Origin of the sequence: Enterobacter sp. DNB-S2, assembly GCF_019443845.1 — a bacterium.
GTDB classification, from domain to species: domain Bacteria; phylum Pseudomonadota; class Gammaproteobacteria; order Enterobacterales; family Enterobacteriaceae; genus Enterobacter; species Enterobacter asburiae_B.
Genome location: NZ_CP050520.1, coordinates 1934750 through 1955407, shown reverse-complemented (window position 1 = coordinate 1955407; position 20658 = coordinate 1934750). Strand labels below are relative to the sequence as shown.

The window sequence follows — 20658 nt, the reverse complement described above, 5'->3', positions numbered from 1 at the left end:
GCACGCCTATTGCTTTGTTTATTCAGGTAAACGCAGTTTGGCTTAACGTGCAACTTTGTCGCACCAGCGTAGATCATCGGTAGCACCGAAACGGTGCAACGGGAGATATTTGCCTCTGAATGGTGCGGCGCGCTTCGCAAAAATAAACAATAACGCAGCAAAATCTTTACATTAAGCCAGACTAAATGTTAACAAGCTTGCATAACACTGCACTCGCACTGCGCGAGATATAACAACATCACAATGGGTATCAATGCGTCGCTGGCGCTGATAAAAAAGGAGTTGGGTATGCAATTACGTAAACTGGCCACAGCAATGCTGGTTATGGGAATGTCTGCAGGCGTGGTTCACGCTGAAGATGCGCCTGCAGCAGGCAGCACTCTCGACAAGATTGCCAAAAACGGCGTCATCGTGGTCGGCCACCGTGAATCTTCAGTCCCGTTCTCTTACTACGACAACACGCAAAAAGTCGTGGGCTATTCACAGGATTATTCCAACGCCATCGTTGAAGCTGTGAAGAAAAAGCTGAACAAACCTGACCTGCAGGTGAAGCTGATCCCAATCACTTCACAGAACCGTATTCCACTGCTGCAAAACGGCACCTTTGACTTCGAGTGTGGCTCCACCACCAACAACCTCGAGCGTCAGAAACAGGCTGCCTTCTCTGACACCATCTTTGTCGTGGGCACTCGTCTGCTGACGAAGAAAGGCGGCGAGATCAAAGACTTCGCTGACCTGAAAGGCAAAGCGGTTGTTGTGACCTCCGGTACCACGTCAGAAGTGCTGCTGCATAAGCTGAACGACGAGAAGAAAATGGATATGCGCATCATCAGCGCGAAAGACCATGGCGACTCCTTCCGTACCCTGGAAAGCGGTCGTGCCGTCGCGTTTATGATGGATGACGCCCTGCTGGCGGGCGAACGTGCGAAAGCGAAGAAACCAGACAACTGGGATATCGTCGGTACCGCGCAGTCCAAAGAAGCCTACGGCTGTATGCTGCGTAAAGACGATCCGCAGTTCAAAAAGCTGATCGATGACACCATCGCTCAGGTGCAGACCTCCGGCGAAGCGGAAAAATGGTTCGACAAATGGTTCAAGAACCCGATTCCACCAAAAAACCTGAACATGAATTTTGAACTGTCTGACGACATGAAAGCGCTGTTCAAATCTCCAAATGACAAGGCTCTTAACTAATTAGAACAACAGGGGCGGGATCTCCTGCCCTCTCGATTGTCGGGAAGCATGGACAGACTATACGTTGAGTGGTCGTTCCCCACTCAGCGCGAAAAATGAGCTTCTCACCAATCTTCGAGGGTAGCGCTGCTACCCTTTTTTTTCTGGAGTTTATTATGTCAATAGACTGGAACTGGGGCATATTCCTGCAACAAGCCCCGTTCGGCAACACCACCTATCTTGGCTGGCTGTGGAGCGGCTTTCAGGTCACCGTGGCACTATCGATAACGGCGTGGATTATCGCGTTTCTTGTCGGTTCTCTGTTCGGTATTCTGCGCACCGTCCCTAACCGTTTTCTTTCAACGCTTGGCACCCTGTATGTGGAACTGTTCCGTAACGTTCCGCTGATCGTGCAATTCTTTACCTGGTATCTGGTCATCCCGGAACTGCTGCCGGAAAATATTGGCATGTGGTTCAAGTCGGAACTGGATCCGAACGTGCAGTTCTTTGTCTCCTCCATGATGTGTCTGGGGCTGTTTACCGCTGCGCGCGTTTGCGAGCAGGTGCGTGCCGCCATTCAGTCATTGCCGCGCGGACAAAAAAACGCGGGCCTGGCAATGGGCCTGACGCTGCCCCAAACCTACCGCTACGTGCTGCTGCCTAACGCCTACCGCGTTATCGTTCCACCGATGACCTCCGAGATGATGAACCTGGTGAAAAACTCGGCCATCGCCTCGACTATCGGCCTGGTCGACATGGCCGCGCAGGCGGGCAAGCTGCTGGATTACTCCGCTCACGCGTGGGAATCCTTCACCGCGATCACGCTCGCGTATGTTCTGATTAACGCTTTCATCATGCTGGTGATGAACCTGGTTGAACGCAAAATCCGCCTGCCGGGTAATCTGGGGGGCAAATAATGTACGAATTTGACTGGAGTTCTATCGTTCCATCCATGCCTTACCTGCTTGATGGCCTGGTGATTACCTTAAAAATCACCGTTATTGCCATCATCATTGGTATCGTCTGGGGCACCCTGCTGGCCGTTATGCGCCTGTCGAGCTTTAAGCCGCTCGCCTGGTTTGCGACCGCCTACGTTAACGTGTTCCGCTCCATCCCGCTGGTGATGGTGCTGCTGTGGTTTTACCTGATTGTGCCCGGCTTCCTGCAGAACGTGCTGGGGCTGTCGCCGAAAACCGATATCCGTCTGATCTCCGCCATGGTGGCGTTTTCAATGTTCGAGGCCGCTTACTACTCGGAGATTATCCGAGCGGGCATTCAGAGTATCTCCCGCGGGCAATCCAGCGCCGCGCTGGCGCTGGGGATGACGCACTGGCAGTCCATGCAGCTCATTATTCTGCCGCAGGCGTTTCGCGCCATGGTTCCGCTCCTGCTGACCCAGGGCATCGTGCTGTTCCAGGATACCTCGCTGGTCTACGTTCTGAGTCTGGCAGACTTCTTCCGTACCGCGTCAACCATCGGTGAACGTGATGGTACGCAGGTCGAGATGGTGCTCTTTGCGGGTGCGGTCTATTTTGTGATTAGTTTAAGCGCGTCGCTGTTGGTCAGCTGGCTGAAGAAAAGGACGGTATAATGATTTCCCTGAAAAATGTTTCTAAATGGTATGGGCACTTTCAGGTGCTGACCGACTGCTCCACCGAAGTCAAAAAAGGCGACGTGGTGGTGGTATGCGGGCCGTCCGGCTCCGGTAAATCGACGCTGATTAAAACCGTCAACGGACTGGAGCCGGTGCAGCAGGGTGAGATCGTCGTCAACGGCACCAAAGTCAACGATAAGAAAACTAATCTCGCCCAGCTTCGCTCTCACGTTGGCATGGTGTTCCAGCACTTTGAGCTGTTCCCTCACCTCTCCATTATTGAGAACCTGACGCTGGCGCAGGTAAAAGTGCTGAAGCGTGATAAAAAAGCGTCGCGCGAGAAAGGTCTGAAGCTCCTGGAACGCGTTGGGCTTTCGGCGCATGCCGATAAGTTCCCGGCACAGCTTTCTGGCGGCCAACAGCAGCGTGTGGCGATCGCCCGCGCGCTGTGCATGGATCCGGTGGCAATGCTGTTTGATGAGCCAACGTCGGCGCTCGATCCAGAGATGATCAATGAAGTGCTGGACGTAATGGTCGAGCTGGCGCACGAAGGGATGACCATGATGGTGGTGACCCACGAAATGGGCTTTGCCCGTAAAGTGGCCAACCGCGTAATCTTTATGGACGAAGGGAAAATTGTCGAAGACTCACCGAAAGAAGAGTTCTTCGCTAACCCGAAATCAGAGCGTGCGAAAGATTTCCTCGCGAAAATCCTGCACTAACCTTCCCGGTGCGCAATCTGCGGATTGCGCACTGCTTCACGCTTTCACTCAGTTCCTCTCGTCGGCGTCACATTGCAGCGTTAACCTTGTCACAAAATAACGCTACGTATGGAGAACGCTATGGCACAGCCTATTATTCTCGACTGCGATCCGGGTCATGACGACGCGATCGCGCTCGTCCTCGCTCTTGCCTCCCCTGAACTCGAGGTAAAAGCCGTCACCTCGTCCGCCGGAAACCAGACGCCGGACAAAACCCTGCGCAACGTGCTGCGCATGCTCACGCTGCTCAAACGCACCGACATTCCTGTCGCCGGCGGGGCCGTGAAGCCGCTGATGCGCGAGCTGATTATTGCCGACAACGTTCATGGTGAAAGCGGGCTGGACGGTCCGGCACTGCCGGAGCCGGGTTTCACGCCGCAAAACTGTACCGCCGTGGAGCTGATGGCGAAGGTTCTACGTGAGAGTGCAGAACCGGTAACGCTGGTGGCAACCGGACCGCAAACCAACGTTGCGCTGCTGCTGAACAGCCATCCTGAGCTGCATAATAAAATTGCCCGAATTGTGATTATGGGCGGGGCCATGGGGCTGGGGAACTGGACGCCTGCGGCGGAGTTCAACATCTTTGTCGACCCGGAAGCCGCAGAAATTGTCTTCCAGTCCGGCTTACCGATTGTAATGGCAGGACTGGACGTTACCCACCGCGCGCAGATTATGGCGGACGATATTGAGCGATTCCGCTCCGTGGGAAATACGGTTGCGACAACCGTGGCCGAGCTGCTCGACTTCTTTATGGAGTATCACAAAGCCGAGAAGTGGGGCTTCCACGGCGCGCCGCTGCACGACCCGTGCACCATTGCCTGGCTACTGAAGCCGGAGATGTTCACTACGGTGGACAGATGGGTTGGTGTTGAGACGCAGGGAAAATACACCCAGGGAATGACGGTGGTGGATTACTACTCGCTGACGGGGAATAAACCGAATACCACGGTGATGGTGGACATCGACCGCGAGGCGTTTGTGGATTTGCTGGCGGAGAGACTGGCTTACTATTGTGCGGTCTGATGCCCTCACCCCAACCCTCTCCCACGGGGAGAGGGAGCAGAGAGTTTTGCTTTTATTTAGGGCTCAAACGGCCGACGCTGGAACTGATCGTGGCCGCATTTCGGACACATCGGCAGGACATCCGGCGTATATACCGCAATATGATGGTGGCAATTCTCACATACCAGATTTCCCAAGCCGACCACCTCACCACTGTGATACACACCGTGATGGTTCAAATCCTGAAAGACCTCGCGCCACTCCAGCTGCGTTTTATCCGTGATGTCGGCCAACTCTTGCCACAGGCTCTCTTTAATCACCCGCATAAAAACGCTGTCCGTGACCTCCTCCTGACTCTCCTGGTAGCTGCGCGCGAACTCTTCCAGATCGCGACGCACGGCGCGCGTCACCTCTTCCACTTCGGTTCGCGTTAACTCACCCGTTTGCGTCACGCGGGCACGCGCCTGCTCCACCAGCGCGTCGATATCTCGCTCGCCGTTACGCAGCCGTTCCGTCAGTGTCGCCACCAGTTCGCGGTAAAATTGAGCAACCTTGTTCATCATTTTGCCTCCCGGGTAAGTAACTATTTCTAATAATAGACCTTATTTCATCGCCGCTTTGTCAGGTGAAGCACAGACCCGGTAAATTCCTGCAAAGCGCATTTGTGCGAAAGGCTGTTTTGACGCGGGCGTTTGGGCTATGCTATGCGGATCTGAATTACCACATCCATTGGCTACATTTGTAGCTGTATTGAAAACAGGACCACTGGCTGCCATGCAAGAGCAATACCGCCCGGAAGAGATAGAATCAAAAGTCCAGCAACACTGGGACGAGAAGCGCACCTTTGAAGTAACCGAAGACGAGAGCAAAGAGAAGTATTACTGCCTGTCGATGCTTCCCTATCCTTCTGGTCGACTACACATGGGCCATGTGCGTAACTACACCATCGGCGATGTGATTGCACGCTACCAGCGCATGTTGGGTAAAAACGTTCTGCAGCCTATCGGCTGGGATGCGTTCGGTCTGCCTGCGGAAGGCGCGGCGGTCAAAAACAACACCGCACCGGCGCCGTGGACGTACGACAATATCGCGTACATGAAAAACCAGCTCAAGATGCTGGGCTTTGGCTATGACTGGAGCCGCGAGCTGGCAACCTGTACCCCGGAATACTATCGCTGGGAGCAGAAGTTCTTCACCGAGCTGTATAAAAAAGGCCTGGTGTATAAGAAGACCTCTGCCGTTAACTGGTGTCCGAATGACCAGACCGTTCTCGCGAACGAACAGGTTATCGACGGCTGCTGCTGGCGCTGTGACACCAAAGTTGAGCGTAAAGAGATCCCACAGTGGTTTATCAAAATCACCGCTTACGCTGATGAGCTGCTGAACGATCTGGATAACCTCGACCACTGGCCAGATACCGTTAAGACCATGCAGCGCAACTGGATTGGCCGTTCTGAAGGCGTGGAGATTACCTTCAACGTTGAGAACTACGACCAGACCCTGACTGTCTACACCACCCGTCCGGACACCTTCATGGGCGCGACCTACCTGGCCGTGGCCGCAGGTCACCCGCTGGCGCAGAAAGCGGCAGAGAACAACCCGGAGCTGGCCACCTTCATCGACGAGTGCCGCAACACCAAAGTGGCCGAAGCCGACATGGCGACGATGGAGAAAAAAGGCGTCGCGACAGGCTTCTATGCGAAGCATCCGCTGACTGGCGAAGCGATTCCTGTCTGGGCAGCGAACTTCGTGCTGATGGAGTACGGTACAGGCGCGGTAATGGCCGTTCCGGGACACGATCAGCGCGACTACGAGTTTGCCACCAAATACAGCCTGCCGATTAAAGCCGTTATTCTGGCCGCCGATGGTTCTGAACCCGACCTGTCCGAACAAGCGCTGACCGAAAAAGGCACCCTGTTCAACTCCGGTGAATTCAGCGGCCTGAGCTTCGAAGAGGGCTTCAACGCCATCGCCGATAAGCTGGCCTCTCTGGGCGTGGGCGAGCGTAAAGTTAACTTCCGTCTGCGCGACTGGGGCGTTTCCCGTCAACGTTACTGGGGCGCGCCAATCCCAATGGTGACGCTGGAAGATGGCACCGTGATGCCAACGCCGGAAGATCAGCTCCCGGTGATCCTGCCGGAAGACGTGGTCATGGACGGTATCACCAGCCCGATCAAAGCCGATCCTGAGTGGGCAAAAACCACCGTCAACGGTCAGCCTGCGCTGCGTGAAACCGACACCTTTGACACCTTTATGGAGTCATCCTGGTACTATGCGCGCTACACCTGCCCGCAGTATCAGGACGGTATGCTCGATTCCGATGCGGCAAACTACTGGCTGCCGGTTGATATCTATATCGGCGGCATCGAACACGCCATCATGCACCTGCTCTACTTCCGCTTCTTCCACAAACTGATGCGCGATGCAGGCATGGTGAACTCTGACGAACCAGCAAAACAGCTGCTGTGTCAGGGCATGGTACTGGCAGATGCGTTCTATTACGTCGGTGCTAACGGCGAGCGTAACTGGGTTTCTCCGGTTGATGCGATCGTCGAGCGCGACGAGAAAGGCCGTATCGTTAAGGCGAAAGACGCCGAAGGTCATGAACTGGTCTACACCGGCATGAGCAAGATGTCCAAGTCGAAAAACAACGGCATCGATCCGCAGGTGATGGTTGAGCGTTACGGTGCGGACACCGTGCGTCTGTTCATGATGTTTGCCTCTCCGGCCGACATGACCCTGGAATGGCAGGAGTCTGGCGTGGAAGGGGCGAACCGCTTCCTGAAACGCGTCTGGAAACTGGTTTACGAACACACTGCACTGGGCGATGCCCCGGCGCTGAACGCCGCCGCACTGACTGAAGATCAGCAGGCGCTGCGTCGCGATGTTCATAAAACGATTGCGAAAGTGACCGATGATATTGGTCGTCGTCAGACCTTCAATACCGCAATTGCGGCTATTATGGAACTGATGAACAAGCTGGCGAAAGCCCCGCAGGACGGTGAGCAGGATCGTGCCTTAATGCGTGAAGCGCTGCTGGCCGTCGTTCGCATGCTGAACCCGTTCACTCCACACGTCAGCTTCACCCTGTGGCAGGAGCTGAAAGGCGAAGGCGATATTGACAACGCGCCGTGGCCGCAGGCTGACGAAGCCGCGATGGTGGAAAACACGACGCTGGTTGTGGTCCAGGTAAACGGCAAAGTCCGCGGTAAAATTACCGTGGCGGTCGATGCAACCGAAGAACAGGTTCGCGAGCGCGCGGGCCAGGAACCTCTGGTCGCAAAATATCTTGAGGGCGTTACCGTACGTAAAGTGATCTACGTACCGGGTAAACTGCTCAATCTGGTCGTTGGCTAAGCGCGGGAGGAAACGTGCGACAACTGGCAACAATACTCTTATCACTGGCGGTGCTTGTCACCGCTGGCTGTGGCTGGCACCTGCGCAATACCACGGCGGTGCCTGCTGAGATGAAAACGATGATTTTCGACTCATCGGATCCGAATGGTCCACTCAGCCGGGCAGTTCGTAATCAGCTGCGTCTGAACGGCGTTGAGCTTGTTGAGAAACAAACGCTGCGCCAGGATGTACCGTCTCTGCGTATCATCGGAGGAGGTCTGTCGAGAGATACGGCCTCCATCTTCCAGGACGGTCGTACAGCTGAATATCAGATGGTGCTGACGGTCAACGCAGCGGTCCTGATCCCGGGTAAAGACATCTATCCGATCAGCACGAAAGTGTTCCGTTCGTTCTTCGATAACCCGCAGACGGCGTTGGCAAAAGATGCCGAACAGCAGATTATCATCAACGAAATGTACGACAAGGCGGCGGAACAGCTGATCCGTAAACTGCCAGGTATTGCAGCGTCTACCCGACAAGGCTCTGACATTGTTGAAAAACCGGTTGCTGGCACGCTTCCTGCTGCTAACTCTCTGGGTAAATGATGATCAGGCTGTATCCTGAACAACTCCGCGCGCAGCTCAAAGAAGGGCTGCGCGCGGCGTATCTGCTTCTTGGAAACGATCCGTTATTGCTTCAGGAAAGCCTGGATGCCGTGCGGCATGAAGCCGCCTCTCAGGGCTTCGATGAACACCACACCGTCCAGCTGGATAACAACACCGACTGGAATGCCCTCTTCTCACTCTGTCAGGCGATGAGCCTTTTTGCGTCGCGCCAGACTATTCAGATCCTGCTGCCGGAAAACGGCCCTAACGCGGCCATCAATGAACAGCTGGCCACGCTGGTCAGCCTGCTTCACAGCGATCTGCTGCTGATTGTGCGCGGCAACAAGCTCACCAAAGCGCAGGAAAATGCGGCGTGGTTCACCCAACTCGCAGCCCACGCGGTGCAGGTCACCTGTCAGACGCCTGAACAGGCGCATCTGCCCAAATGGGTGGCAGCGAGAGCGAAGCAGAACAACCTTCAGCTGGATGATGCGGCGAACCAACTGCTCTGCTACTGCTATGAAGGTAACCTGCTGGCCCTGGCGCAGGCGCTGGACAGACTCTCCCTGCTCTGGCCGGATGGCAAGCTGACCTTGCCGCGCGTCGAGCAGGCCGTTAACGACGCGGCACACTTCACGCCGTTCCACTGGGTGGACGCGCTGCTGTCGGCGAAAAGCAAACGCGCCCTGCATATTCTGCAACAGCTGCGTCTCGAAGGGAGCGAACCGGTTATTCTGCTGCGTACGCTGCAGCGCGAATTATTGCTGCTGATTACGCTCAAGCGTCAGTCTGCCCATACGCCGCTGCGTTCGCTGTTTGATAAACACCGCGTGTGGCAAAATCGCCGGGCTTTGATCACCGAAGCCGTCAACCGCCTGAGTCATGAACAGCTTCGTCAGGCTGTGCAGCTTCTGATGCGCGCTGAACTCACGTTAAAGCAAGATTATGGCCAGTCGGTCTGGGCGGAGCTGGAAAGTCTTTCTCTCCTGCTCTGCCACAAGGCGCTGGCAGACGTTTTTATTGATGGATAGCATGCATTCTTTACAGGCCTTATATGGCGGCACCTTCGACCCGGTACATTACGGGCACCTGAAGCCGGTTGAAATTCTGGCAAATCTGATCGGCCTTCAGCGCGTCACCATCATGCCCAACAATGTCCCGCCCCATCGTCCACAACCCGAGGCGACCAGCGAGCAGCGAAAAGAGATGCTTGCCCTTGCCATCGCAGATAAACCGCTCTTCCGACTTGACGAGCGTGAGCTGCGTCGCGACACGCCCTCCTGGACGTCTCAGACGCTTCAGGAGTGGCGCGCCGAACAAGGGCCAGACCAGCCGCTGGCCTTTATCATCGGCCAGGATTCTCTGCTGAATTTCCCTACGTGGCATCAGTATGAAACCATCCTGGAGAACAGCCACCTGCTCGTCTGCCGCCGTCCCGGCTATCCGCTGACCATGCGCGAAGAGCAGTACCAGCAGTGGCTGGAAGACCATCTCACCGATAATGTTGAAGATCTTCACAACCAGCCTGCCGGGAAGATCTATCTGGCGGAAACGCCGTGGTTTGATATCTCTGCAACCCTCATTCGCGAGCGTCTACAGCAGGGTTTAGCGTGTGACGATCTGCTGCCGACCCCGGTGCTGGCCTATATCCATGCGCACGGTTTGTATCAGAAAAGCGCAGATGAATAGCCGGAGAGCATAAAAAGCGGCTTATTGTTTATCCCGCCTTGACAGGGTAAGCCATACTGTTATTCTCCGCTGCCAGACTTTCCCGCCGATCATTGCTTTACAGAAATTGTTTTACAAAAATGGCAATGCAATCTCAGGCGGAGGGTGGGATGATACCCGCCTTCAAAAGCCCGGCCGGAGACATTTGTCCCGACGCAGGCGTGAGTTCAGGTATACTGTCTGGCTACGAATTCAAAGTTTTACAATCTCATTCACCCCAGGGGGAAAACTTGCAGGGTAAAGCACTCCAGGATTTTGTTATTGACAAAATTGATGACCTGAAAGGTCAGGACATCATCGCTATCGACGTTAAGGGTAAATCCAGTATTACCGACTGCATGATCATCTGCACCGGTACATCGACGCGTCATGTTGTTTCAATTGCCGATCACGTGGTTCAGGAATCGCGTGCAGCAGGGCTGTTGCCGCTGGGTGTTGAAGGTGAAGCGACGGCTGACTGGGTGGTAGTCGACCTCGGCGATGTGATTGTCCACGTCATGCAGGACGAGAGCCGTCGCCTGTATGAGCTGGAAAAACTCTGGGGTTAATGCGTGAAGTTGCAGCTGGTCGCCGTCGGCACCAAAATGCCGGACTGGGTACAAACCGGTTTTACTGAATATTTGCGTCGTTTTCCAAAAGACATGCCGTTCGAGCTGGTGGAAATTCCCGCCGGGAAGCGCGGCAAGAACGCGGATATCAAACGTATTCTCGATAAAGAGGGCGAACTGATGCTGGCTGCCGCTGGCAAAAACCGCATCGTCACCCTCGATATTCCAGGTAAACCCTGGGATACGCCGCAGCTGGCACAAGAACTGGAGCGCTGGAAGCAGGATGGCCGTGACGTCAGTCTGTTGATTGGCGGACCAGAAGGGTTATCCCCTGCCTGCAAAGCAGCGGCTGAACAAAGTTGGTCCCTCTCCGCGCTGACGCTTCCCCACCCGCTCGTTCGGGTACTGGTGGCAGAAAGCCTGTATCGCGCGTGGAGCATTACTACCAACCACCCCTATCACCGCGAGTAATGACTGACCAGGGTAGATTAAGCAGCGGATGAAACTACAGAATTCTTTTCGCGACTATACGGCTGAGTCCGCGCTGTTTGTGCGCCGGGCGCTGGTCGCCTTTACCGGGATTTTGCTGCTTACCGGCGTGCTGATCGCCAACCTCTATAATCTGCAAATTGTCCGCTTTACCGACTACCAGACGCGTTCAAACGAAAACCGCATTAAGCTGGTGCCTATCGCACCCAGCCGCGGCATTATTTACGATCGTAACGGCACCCCGCTGGCGTTGAACCGCACCATCTATCAAATCGAGATGATGCCGGAAAAAGTCGATAATGTTCAGGATACGCTGGAAGCGCTGAAAAGCGTTGTCGACCTTAACGATGACGATATCGCGGCGTTTAAAAAAGAGCGCGCCCGCTCTCACCGCTTCACCTCGATTCCGGTTAAAACCAATCTTACGGAAGTCCAGGTGGCCCGCTTTGCGGTGAATCAGTACCGCTTCCCCGGCGTGGAAGTGAAGGGATATAAGCGTCGCTACTATCCCTACGGCTCCGCGCTGACGCATGTGATTGGCTACGTTTCCAAGATTAATGACAAAGACGTCGACCGCCTTGATAAAGACGGCAAGCTGGCCAACTACGCTGCAACGCACGATATCGGTAAGCTTGGGATCGAACGTTACTACGAAGACGTTCTGCACGGGCAAACCGGCTATGAAGAGGTTGAGGTTAACAACCGCGGCCGCGTGATCCGCCAGCTAAAAGAAGTGCCGCCTCAGGCGGGGCATGACGTCTATCTGACGCTCGACCTCAAGCTTCAGCAGTATATCGAAACCCTGCTGGCGGGCAGCCGTGCAGCCGTTGTGGTCACCGATCCTCGTACCGGCGGCATCCTGGCAATGGTCTCCATGCCTAGCTATGACCCGAACCTCTTTGTTGACGGCATTTCCAGTAAAGACTATTCCGGTCTGCTGAATGACCCGAACACGCCGCTGGTGAACCGCGCGACACAAGGGGTTTACCCGCCAGCATCAACGGTTAAACCGTACGTGGCGGTCTCTGCGCTGAGTGCCGGCGTCATCAACCGTAATACCAGCCTGTTTGACCCGGGCTGGTGGCAGCTGCCGGGTTCAGATAAGCGCTATCGTGACTGGAAAAAATGGGGCCACGGTCATCTGAACGTCACCAAATCGCTGGAGGAATCTGCGGATACCTTCTTCTATCAGGTGGCGTATGACATGGGTATCGACCGCCTGTCAGAGTGGATGAGCAAATTCGGCTACGGGCATTACACCGGCGTGGACCTTTCAGAAGAACGTTCTGGCAACATGCCAACGCGTGAATGGAAGCTGAAGCGCTTTAAAAAACCGTGGTATCAGGGTGACACCATTCCGGTAGGTATCGGTCAGGGCTACTGGACAGCAACGCCGCTTCAGATGAACAAAGCCATGATGATCCTCATCAATGACGGCGTGGTAAAAGTGCCACATCTGCTACAGAGTACGGTTGAAGACGGCAAAAAAGTGCCGTGGAATCAGCCGCACGAGGCCCCGGTGGGTGACATCCATTCCGGCTTCTGGGAAATTGCGAAAGACGGTATGTACGGCGTGGCAAACCGCCCGAACGGTACCGCGCATAAGTACTTCACCGGTACGCCGTACAAAGTAGCCGCGAAATCCGGTACTGCGCAGGTATTTGGTCTGAAAGCCAACGAAACCTATAACGCGCACCGCATTGCTGAACGTCTGCGTGACCATAAGCTGATGACGGCGTTTGCCCCTTATGATAACCCTCAGGTCGCGGTGGCGATGATTCTGGAGAACGGCGGTGCCGGGCCAGCAGTAGGGACCATCATGCGCCAGATCCTTGACCACATTATGCTGGGTGATAACAACACCGAACTGCCGGCTGAAAACCCGGCCGCCGCTGCGGCGGAGGACCAATAATCATGACGGATAATCCAAATAAAAAATCGCTGTGGGATAAAATCCACATCGACCCAGCCATGCTGCTGATCCTGCTGGCTCTGCTGGTGTACAGCGCCCTGGTTATCTGGAGCGCCAGCGGCCAGGACATCGGCATGATGGAGCGCAAAATCGGCCAGATCGCCATGGGTCTGATCATCATGGTGGTGATGGCGCAAATCCCGCCGCGCGTCTACGAAGGCTGGGCGCCCTATCTCTACATCTTCTGTATTATTTTGCTGGTTGCGGTAGATGCGTTTGGCGCCATTTCAAAAGGGGCGCAGCGCTGGCTGGATCTGGGCGTTGTCCGCTTCCAACCCTCGGAAATTGCCAAAATCGCCGTTCCATTGATGGTGGCACGCTTTATCAACCGCGACGTCTGTCCGCCGTCGCTGAAAAACACCGCCATCGCGCTGGTGCTGATTTTTCTGCCGACGCTGCTGGTTGCGGCGCAGCCTGACCTCGGTACCTCAATTCTTATCGCCCTTTCCGGCCTGTTTGTCCTTTTCCTGTCGGGACTGAGCTGGCGCCTGATTGGTATCGCGGTGGTGCTGATTGCAGCGTTCATTCCTATCCTCTGGTTCTTCCTGATGCATGATTACCAGCGCCAGCGCGTCATGATGCTGCTCGATCCGGAAACCGATCCGCTGGGCGCGGGCTATCATATTATTCAGTCCAAGATTGCGATTGGCTCCGGCGGCCTGCGCGGTAAAGGCTGGCTGCACGGCACGCAGTCACAGCTGGAATTTTTACCGGAACGCCACACCGACTTTATCTTCGCCGTACTGGCGGAAGAGCTGGGGCTGGTTGGCATCTTAATATTGCTGGCGCTGTACGTACTGCTGATCATGCGGGGATTGTGGATTGCAGCACGCGCACAAACCACTTTTGGTCGCGTCATGGCCGGCGGGTTGATGCTGATTTTATTCGTTTATGTCTTCGTAAATATTGGTATGGTGAGTGGTATTCTGCCGGTGGTAGGCGTACCGCTGCCGCTGGTGAGTTACGGAGGCTCGGCACTGATCGTGTTGATGGCCGGGTTTGGTATCGTGATGTCGATCCATACCCACAGAAAAATGTTGTCAAAAAGCGTATAAAAATAAGGGGATCGGAATGCGTAAGCAGTGGCTGGGGATCTGCATCGCGGCAAGTTTACTTGCGGCCTGCACAAGTGATGATGGTCAGCAACAGGCAACCGTCGCGCCGCCGCAGCCTGCGGTGTGTAATGGCCCGATCGTTGAAATTAGCGGTGCCGATCCCGTTTATGAACCGCTGAATGCCAGTGCCAATCAGGATTACCAGCGCGACGGCAAAAGCTATAAAATTGTTCAGGATCCTTCCCGTTTCAGCCAGGCGGGCTTTGCCGCCATTTATGATGCCGAGCCGGGCAGTAACCTGACGGCTTCCGGGGAAGCGTTCGACCCAATGCAGCTGACGGCAGCACACCCGACGCTGCCGATCCCGAGCTACGCTCGTATCACCAACCTGGCGAATGGCCGTATGATCGTCGTGCGGATCAACGACCGTGGTCCTTACGGAAATGACCGGGTGATTTCCCTGTCGCGCGCGTCTGCCGATCGCCTGAACACCTCGAACAACACCAAAGTCCGTATTGATCCGATTATCGTCGCACAGGATGGTTCGCTCTCCGGGCCGGGTACCGCGTGTACGACGGTGGCAAAACAGACCTATGCCCTTCCTGACCGCCCAAATCTTGACGGCGGAATGGGAAGCGTCTCGTCTCCGGCAGAGCCTGCTCAGCCGGGGGGAGAAATACGCCCGATCAGCAATGACACGCTGCAAAGTGAGGATTCTACCGGCGCGCCGGTAAAGAGTAGCGGTTTTCTTGGCGCACCGACGACCTTAGCCTCGGGCGTGCTGGAAGGCAGTGAGCCGACTCCAGCCCCTGCTCCCGTTGCGGCACCAGCAACCCAGCCGGCTCCCGTAACGGCGCCTGCAGCCACGCAAAGTGCGGTGGTAACGGCTCCAGCAGCGGCCAGCGGCAGCTATGTGGTTCAGGTAGGCGCAGTAAGCGATCAGGCCCGGGCCAGGCAGTATCAACAGCGTCTGAGCCAGCAGTTTGGCGTACCGGGACGCGTTGAGCAGAACGGCGCGGTCTGGCGCATTCAGATGGGGCCGTTTGCCAGCAAATCGCAGGCCGCGTCCCTGCAGCAGCGTCTGCAGAATGAAGCTCAACTTCAGTCATTTATCGCTGTTGCGAAATAATTAACCGGCGGTATCCGAATTGTCAGTTAGTGTAAAACACATTCACAAACTCATGCTTAAAGTCGGATGCCTGCCTGAATAGCATTTGCTATAGTAAGGCACTTTTTTTAATTCCATCACGGATGTCGTAGTTCTGACCATGAAGACCACTTTTTCTGCTCGTTTTGTGCAGCGCATGGCGCTGACCACGGCCCTTTGCGCTGCTGCGCTCTCTGCAGCTCACGCCGATGACCTGAATATCAAGACCATGATCCCTGGCGTTCCGCAAATCGACGCGGAATCCTACATCCTGATCGATTACAACTCTGGCAAAGTGCTGGCAGAACAGAATGCCGATGCCCGCCGTGACCCGGCCAGTCTGACCAAAATGATGACCAGCTACGTTATCGGCCAGGCGATGAAGGCAGGTAAATTCAAAGAATCGGATCTGGTCACCATCGGTAACGATGCGTGGGCAACCGGGAACCCTGTTTTCAAAGGTTCCTCTCTGATGTTCCTGAAGCCGGGTATGCAGGTTCCTGTTTCCCAGCTAATTCGCGGTATCAACCTGCAGTCTGGTAACGATGCCTGCGTGGCGATGGCCGACTTCGCCGCCGGTAGCCAGGATGCCTTCGTGGGCCTGATGAACAGCTACGTTAACGCGCTAGGTCTGAAAAACAGCCATTTCCAGACCGTACACGGACTGGACGCAGACGGTCAGTACAGCTCCGCACGTGACATGGCCCTGATTGGTCAGGCGCTGATCCGCGATGTACCGAATGAATACTCTATCTATAAAGAGAAAGAGTTCACCTTCAACGGTATTCGTCAGACCAACCGTAACGGCCTGCTGTGGGATAACAGCCTGAACGTTGACGGCATCAAAACTGGCCACACCGATAAAGCGGGCTACAACCTGGTGGCTTCTGCCACTGAAGGTCAGATGCGTCTGATCTCTGCCGTGATGGGCGGCCGTACCTTTAAAGGCCGTGAAACAGAAAGCAAGAAACTGCTGACCTGGGGCTTCCGCTTCTTCGAAACCGTGAACCCACTGAAAGCAGGCAAAGAGTTTGCGTCTGAACCCGTCTGGTTCGGCGACAACGACCGTGCTTCACTCGGCGTTGATAAAGATCTCTACCTGACCATTCCACGCGGTCGCATGAAGGATCTGAAAGCCAGCTACGTGCTGAACAGCACCGAGCTGCATGCCCCGCTACAGAAAAACCAGGTTGTGGGTACGATCAACTTCCAGCTGGATGGAAAAACGATCGATCAGCGTCCGCTGGTTGTCCTGCAAGAAATTCCTGAAGGCAATTTCTTCGGCAAAATCATTGATTACATTAAATTGATGTTCCACCACTGGTTTGGTTAAAAATTGAACACTTGAAAGTGTGATTTTGATCCCCATATACTAAGTATCCTGATAACTCCCACCTGACGTGGGAGTTATTATTTTTTGACGTTACGCCGGAGCTGACATGAAAACCAAACTTAACGAACTGCTTGAATTCCCAACCTCATTTACCTACAAAGTAATGGGTCTGGCGAAACCTGAGCTGGTTGATCAGGTGGTTGAAGTGGTACAGCGCCATGCGCCGGGTGACTACTCTCCGTCAGTAAAACCAAGCAGCAAGGGCAACTACCACTCGGTTTCTATTACCATCACTGCGACACACATTGAGCAGGTTGAAACGCTGTACGAAGAGCTCGGCAATATCGAAATTGTTCGTATGGTGCTGTAGTCCCTTTGCGGTTACCCGGTTTGCCGGGTAACCCCTCTCCCCCGCTGTGATATACTCCTCCACACCTTTTGTCCCTCGTCTTCGGAGACGCAGTTTTGTATCAGGATAAAATTCTGGTCCGTCACCTCGGGCTGCAACCTTATGAGCCTGTCTCCCAGGCTATGCATGACTTCACCGATTCACGCGATGACAGCACCCCGGATGAGATCTGGCTGGTCGAACACCTGCCGGTATTTACGCAGGGCCAGGCGGGTAAAGCAGAGCATTTGTTAATGACGGGAGATATCCCGGTTATTCAGAGCGATCGCGGCGGTCAGGTCACTTATCATGGGCCCGGTCAGCAGGTGATGTACGTCCTGCTCAATCTGAAGCGCAGAAAGCTGGGCGTGCGTGAACTGGTTACCTTACTGGAACAAACTGTCGTCAACACGCTGGCGGAATATGGTATTGACGCGCATCCGCGCGCCGATGCGCCGGGCGTCTACGTTGGGGAAATGAAGATCTGCTCACTGGGGCTGCGTATTCGTAAAGGCTGCTCATTCCATGGCCTGGCCTTGAATATTAATATGGACCTTGCGCCTTTCCAGCGCATTAACCCCTGCGGCTACGCCGGCATGGAAATGACGCAAATGCGTCAGTGGGTTGAAACCGCTACGCCAGAACATATTCGTCCCGTGCTTTTAAAGCAGATGTTAGCGCTACTTAACAATCCCCCATACGAATATATCCCTGCTTAATACATCATACAACATGGCTCGATAATTTGGCGGGCCACTGTTTATTTACAGCTTTTGCACTTTACAATAATCCACAGATTCTATATTTTCGAAGCGCCCGAATATTACCGCCACATATTATTTAGCCTCCAGCAAGCATGGCAAACACGGCATAAGTAAGGTGAGCAATTATCACACAACCGTTTGCCATTGATAAACAAGTGAAACAAAACCAACACTTTACGAATCTCTACAAGCATAATAAATAAATTCAACTATCATTCATATTGTGAATGTATACGGAGTGAAAGCGTGGAGTATAATAATTTACCAGCCAAACGACTGAATGAACCCGGTGGCGAAGACAAGCCGCAAATTTTTCGGACTTTACGTAATATTGATCTCAATTTACTGACTATTTTTGAGGCGGTATATGTCCATAAGGGTATCGTTAACGCTGCGAAAATTCTTAATCTCACGCCATCAGCAATAAGCCAGTCAATCCAAAAGCTACGCGCTATATTTCCCGACCCGTTATTTATCCGCAAGGGCCAGGGGGTAACGCCGACGGCTTATGCCACGCATCTCCACGAGTACATCAGCCAGGGGCTGGAGTCGATTCTGGGCGCACTGGATTTAACCGGGAGCTATGATAAGCAGCGAACCATCACCATCGGCTGTTCCCCTTCTGTCGGGGTGCTGGTGATGCCAGCGATCTTCCAGGCCGTAAAAGAGCATGCTCCGCAGCTCCTGCTTCGCAATGTGCCTCTCAATGAACCTGACATTCAGCTTGCCCAGTTCCAGACGGACCTGATTATTGAAAGCGGCAGCTTCAGTGCCAGAGCGCTGGGGCAAAATGTGCTTTATGCGGATAACCTGGTACTGGTTTGCCGCCAGCAGCATCCTGCTCTTAGCGAGCCGTTAACCATCGAAAACCTGCGCAACTACGACCACTCGTCTTTCATGACCGAAGGGCAATCTAATCATGCGCTTCGTCAGCGTATTGATGAAATTTTCCCGGAACGTCAGATCAGCTTCAGCAGTTACAATATGTTTACCACCGCATCCCTGATCGGCAGCAGCGACATGCTGTGCGTTATGCCATCACGCCTGTACAGCCTGCTACAAAAATGCTGGCCGCTGGAAAGCATCCCGCTCAGCCAGCTTAATGCGGAATCTATCGAGATTTCACTGCATTACAACAAGCTGAGTTTGCGCGATCCGGTCCTGGAAAACGTCATCCGCATCATCCGTCAGGCCTTCTGACAGGTTTAGCCAGCACAAGCCCCTGCAACCCGCAGGGCAAAAGGCACAAAACAACAACTATTTTACAAATTGGCGATCTGGCAGGCTGCTTTAACGACCGTTTCAATGATATACTGCCTGTCGTTCATTCAAAAATAGTTGATAAATACAACATTCCCTTGAATTGAAACGCTTTCCTTCGATATTCGCAACTGGAACACGCACGCTATGAGTAAACCCATTGTGATGGAACGCGGTGTTAAATACCGCGATGCCGATAAAATGGCCCTTATCCCGGTTAAAAACGTGGCTACAGAGCGCGAGGCGCTGTTAAGAAAACCGGAATGGATGAAAATCAAACTTCCGGCCGACTCTTCGCGTATCCAGGGGATCAAAGCGGCGATGCGCAAGAATGGCCTTCACTCCGTCTGTGAAGAAGCCTCTTGTCCGAACCTTGCTGAATGTTTCAATCACGGTACCGCGACGTTTATGATTCTGGGTGCTATCTGTACCCGCCGCTGCCCATTCTGCGATGTTGCTCATGGCCGTCCAGTCGCGCCTGATGCTAACGAACCCCAGAAACTGGCGCAGACCATCGCCGACATGGCGCTGCGTTATGTGGTTATCACATCCGTTGACCGTGACGACCTGCGTGATGGTGGTGCTCAGCACTTCGCCGACTGTATTACGGCCATTCGCGAGAAAAGCCCTAACATCAAAATCGAGACGCTGGTGCCTGACTTCCGCGGCCGTATGGACCGCGCGCTGGATATCCTGACCGCGACGCCGCCAGATGTGTTTAACCACAACCTGGAGAACGTGCCGCGTCTTTACCGTCAGGTCCGTCCGGGCGCTGACTATAACTGGTCCCTGAAATTGCTGGAGCGTTTCAAAGAAGCGCATCCGCATATTCCGACCAAGTCTGGTCTGATGGTGGGTCTGGGTGAAACCAATGATGAAATCATCGAGGTGATGCGCGATCTTCGCCGCCACGGTGTGACCATGCTGACCCTGGGACAGTATCTGCAGCCAAGCCGTCACCACCTGCCGGTGCAGCGCTACGTGAGCCCGGACGAGTTCGATGAAATGAAAGCCGAAGCGATGGCGATGGGCTTCACCCACGCTGCCTGCGGCCCATTCGTTCGCTCCTCATACCATGCCGATATGCAGGCTAAAGGCGAAGAAGTTAAATAATGCTGTAATATTCATTTACAGTAATACAAAAAAACCGGCCTCATGAGCCGGTTTTTTTTCGCAAGCCCTCAGGCGTTGCTGTCACTCTTTGTGAGAAAGCTTGTCTGCCGGGACGTTATCCTCGGCGCTTTTCTTCGCCGCTGCATCATCATCGTTCATCGCTTTCTTAAAGCCTTTGATGGCAGCCCCCAGGTCACCACCCAGCGTGCGTAACTTCTTGGTACCAAACAGCAGGACGACCAGTGCGGCAACCACCAGCAGTTTGGTAATACTAATCTCACCCATAGATACCTTCTTTACTTAAAACAGGCTGCATTCAGCGCCAAAACCTGACTGTATTAACGGTCATTTTGCGCGTGCACACAATAGCAATCTGTAACAAGGTGAATC

Annotated in this window: 21 protein-coding genes; 19 read left to right on the top strand and 2 right to left on the bottom strand. The window is 54.3% G+C overall.

Translation table 11 applies throughout. The features are described from left to right. The first annotated feature begins 288 nt into the window (after positions 1-288). The 5 genes from HB664_RS09215 to rihA all read left to right on the top strand — a co-directional run bounded on the left by HB664_RS09215 (position 289) and on the right by rihA (position 4551). Positions 289-1194, top strand: a complete 906-nt coding sequence (locus HB664_RS09215) for an amino acid ABC transporter substrate-binding protein (protein WP_008501049.1) — start codon at positions 289-291, stop codon at positions 1192-1194. A 155-nt stretch (positions 1195-1349) separates the two neighbouring features. After that, on the top strand, positions 1350-2090 hold the full coding sequence (locus tag HB664_RS09210) for an amino acid ABC transporter permease (protein WP_023310756.1): 741 nt from the start codon (positions 1350-1352) through the stop codon (positions 2088-2090). Next, the gene (gltK, locus tag HB664_RS09205; RefSeq protein ID WP_014883002.1) at positions 2090-2764 is read left to right on the top strand and encodes a glutamate/aspartate ABC transporter permease GltK; all 675 of its coding nucleotides are present in this window, start codon (positions 2090-2092) and stop codon (positions 2762-2764) included. Before HB664_RS09210 ends, gltK begins: the two co-directional genes overlap by 1 nt. After that, positions 2764-3489, top strand: a complete 726-nt coding sequence (locus tag HB664_RS09200) for an amino acid ABC transporter ATP-binding protein (protein WP_014883001.1) — start codon at positions 2764-2766, stop codon at positions 3487-3489. The genes gltK and HB664_RS09200 overlap by 1 nt, the downstream gene beginning before the upstream one ends. Positions 3490-3609: 120 nt before the next feature. Continuing rightward, a complete protein-coding gene (gene rihA / locus HB664_RS09195) occupies positions 3610-4551 on the top strand; it encodes a pyrimidine-specific ribonucleoside hydrolase RihA (protein WP_047061346.1) in 942 nt (313 codons plus the stop codon). A gap of 56 nt (positions 4552-4607) precedes the next feature. Here rihA and HB664_RS09190 read toward each other — a convergent pair whose 3' ends face one another. Next, positions 4608-5090, bottom strand: coding sequence for a zinc ribbon-containing protein (locus HB664_RS09190; protein ID WP_029740138.1), 483 nt, complete (start codon positions 5088-5090; stop codon positions 4608-4610). Between the two features lie 214 nt (positions 5091-5304). Here HB664_RS09190 and leuS point away from each other — a divergent pair, with 214 nt between their 5' ends. From leuS to lipA, 14 genes are all read left to right on the top strand, one after another. Then, positions 5305-7887, top strand: a complete 2583-nt coding sequence (gene leuS / locus HB664_RS09185; protein WP_033144930.1) for a leucine--tRNA ligase — start codon at positions 5305-5307, stop codon at positions 7885-7887. Positions 7888-7901: 14 nt separating this feature from the next. Further along, positions 7902-8471, top strand: a complete 570-nt coding sequence (lptE, locus tag HB664_RS09180; RefSeq protein ID WP_039261260.1) for an LPS assembly lipoprotein LptE — start codon at positions 7902-7904, stop codon at positions 8469-8471. After that, entirely contained in the window at positions 8471-9502 is a 1032-nt protein-coding gene (gene holA, locus HB664_RS09175) for a DNA polymerase III subunit delta (RefSeq protein ID WP_064673642.1), read from the top strand. The genes lptE and holA overlap by 1 nt, the downstream gene beginning before the upstream one ends. After that, entirely contained in the window at positions 9495-10160 is a 666-nt protein-coding gene (gene nadD / locus HB664_RS09170; protein ID WP_029740134.1) for a nicotinate-nucleotide adenylyltransferase, read from the top strand. Before holA ends, nadD begins: the two co-directional genes overlap by 8 nt. A gap of 269 nt (positions 10161-10429) precedes the next feature. Then, the gene (gene rsfS, locus HB664_RS09165; protein ID WP_023334893.1) at positions 10430-10747 is read left to right on the top strand and encodes a ribosome silencing factor; all 318 of its coding nucleotides are present in this window, start codon (positions 10430-10432) and stop codon (positions 10745-10747) included. A 3-nt stretch (positions 10748-10750) separates the two neighbouring features. After that, the gene (gene rlmH / locus HB664_RS09160; RefSeq protein ID WP_023310748.1) at positions 10751-11218 is read left to right on the top strand and encodes a 23S rRNA (pseudouridine(1915)-N(3))-methyltransferase RlmH; all 468 of its coding nucleotides are present in this window, start codon (positions 10751-10753) and stop codon (positions 11216-11218) included. A gap of 28 nt (positions 11219-11246) precedes the next feature. Next, positions 11247-13148 (top strand): peptidoglycan DD-transpeptidase MrdA, encoded by a 1902-nt coding sequence (gene mrdA, locus HB664_RS09155; RefSeq protein ID WP_033144927.1) that lies wholly within the window; start codon positions 11247-11249, stop codon positions 13146-13148. Between the two features lie 2 nt (positions 13149-13150). Continuing rightward, a complete protein-coding gene (gene mrdB, locus HB664_RS09150; RefSeq protein WP_023310746.1) occupies positions 13151-14263 on the top strand; it encodes a peptidoglycan glycosyltransferase MrdB in 1113 nt (370 codons plus the stop codon). A gap of 16 nt (positions 14264-14279) precedes the next feature. Continuing rightward, on the top strand, positions 14280-15392 hold the full coding sequence (gene rlpA, locus HB664_RS09145; RefSeq protein ID WP_219940690.1) for an endolytic peptidoglycan transglycosylase RlpA: 1113 nt from the start codon (positions 14280-14282) through the stop codon (positions 15390-15392). Between the two features lie 139 nt (positions 15393-15531). Next, on the top strand, positions 15532-16743 hold the full coding sequence (gene dacA, locus HB664_RS09140) for a D-alanyl-D-alanine carboxypeptidase DacA (RefSeq protein WP_032638844.1): 1212 nt from the start codon (positions 15532-15534) through the stop codon (positions 16741-16743). Positions 16744-16849: 106 nt separating this feature from the next. Beyond that, positions 16850-17113 carry a DUF493 family protein YbeD gene (ybeD, locus tag HB664_RS09135; protein WP_006177135.1) on the top strand — a complete coding sequence of 88 codons (264 nt, stop codon included), beginning with the start codon at positions 16850-16852 and terminating at the stop codon, positions 17111-17113. A 95-nt stretch (positions 17114-17208) separates the two neighbouring features. After that, a complete protein-coding gene (gene lipB / locus HB664_RS09130; protein ID WP_033144925.1) occupies positions 17209-17850 on the top strand; it encodes a lipoyl(octanoyl) transferase LipB in 642 nt (213 codons plus the stop codon). Positions 17851-18141: 291 nt separating this feature from the next. Beyond that, positions 18142-19095 carry a YbeF family transcriptional regulator gene (locus tag HB664_RS09125; protein WP_032665064.1) on the top strand — a complete coding sequence of 318 codons (954 nt, stop codon included), beginning with the start codon at positions 18142-18144 and terminating at the stop codon, positions 19093-19095. A gap of 207 nt (positions 19096-19302) precedes the next feature. Beyond that, entirely contained in the window at positions 19303-20268 is a 966-nt protein-coding gene (gene lipA, locus HB664_RS09120; protein WP_013097595.1) for a lipoyl synthase, read from the top strand. Positions 20269-20349: 81 nt separating this feature from the next. Here lipA and tatE read toward each other — a convergent pair whose 3' ends face one another. Beyond that, positions 20350-20553, bottom strand: a complete 204-nt coding sequence (gene tatE / locus HB664_RS09115) for a twin-arginine translocase subunit TatE (RefSeq protein WP_058841807.1) — start codon at positions 20551-20553, stop codon at positions 20350-20352. Between the last annotated feature and the right edge of the window lie 105 nt (positions 20554-20658).

Coding starts and splice junctions, on each gene's coding strand:
- HB664_RS09215 (WP_008501049.1), top strand. CDS start 289: ATGCAATTACGTAAACTGGCCACAGCAATGCTGGTTATGGGAATGTCT.
- HB664_RS09210 (WP_023310756.1), top strand. CDS start 1,350: ATGTCAATAGACTGGAACTGGGGCATATTCCTGCAACAAGCCCCGTTC.
- gltK (WP_014883002.1), top strand. CDS start 2,090: ATGTACGAATTTGACTGGAGTTCTATCGTTCCATCCATGCCTTACCTG.
- HB664_RS09200 (WP_014883001.1), top strand. CDS start 2,764: ATGATTTCCCTGAAAAATGTTTCTAAATGGTATGGGCACTTTCAGGTG.
- rihA (WP_047061346.1), top strand. CDS start 3,610: ATGGCACAGCCTATTATTCTCGACTGCGATCCGGGTCATGACGACGCG.
- HB664_RS09190 (WP_029740138.1), bottom strand. CDS start 5,090: ATGAACAAGGTTGCTCAATTTTACCGCGAACTGGTGGCGACACTGACG.
- leuS (WP_033144930.1), top strand. CDS start 5,305: ATGCAAGAGCAATACCGCCCGGAAGAGATAGAATCAAAAGTCCAGCAA.
- holA (WP_064673642.1), top strand. CDS start 8,471: ATGATCAGGCTGTATCCTGAACAACTCCGCGCGCAGCTCAAAGAAGGG.
- nadD (WP_029740134.1), top strand. CDS start 9,495: ATGGATAGCATGCATTCTTTACAGGCCTTATATGGCGGCACCTTCGAC.
- mrdA (WP_033144927.1), top strand. CDS start 11,247: ATGAAACTACAGAATTCTTTTCGCGACTATACGGCTGAGTCCGCGCTG.
- mrdB (WP_023310746.1), top strand. CDS start 13,151: ATGACGGATAATCCAAATAAAAAATCGCTGTGGGATAAAATCCACATC.
- rlpA (WP_219940690.1), top strand. CDS start 14,280: ATGCGTAAGCAGTGGCTGGGGATCTGCATCGCGGCAAGTTTACTTGCG.
- dacA (WP_032638844.1), top strand. CDS start 15,532: ATGAAGACCACTTTTTCTGCTCGTTTTGTGCAGCGCATGGCGCTGACC.
- ybeD (WP_006177135.1), top strand. CDS start 16,850: ATGAAAACCAAACTTAACGAACTGCTTGAATTCCCAACCTCATTTACC.
- lipA (WP_013097595.1), top strand. CDS start 19,303: ATGAGTAAACCCATTGTGATGGAACGCGGTGTTAAATACCGCGATGCC.
- tatE (WP_058841807.1), bottom strand. CDS start 20,553: ATGGGTGAGATTAGTATTACCAAACTGCTGGTGGTTGCCGCACTGGTC.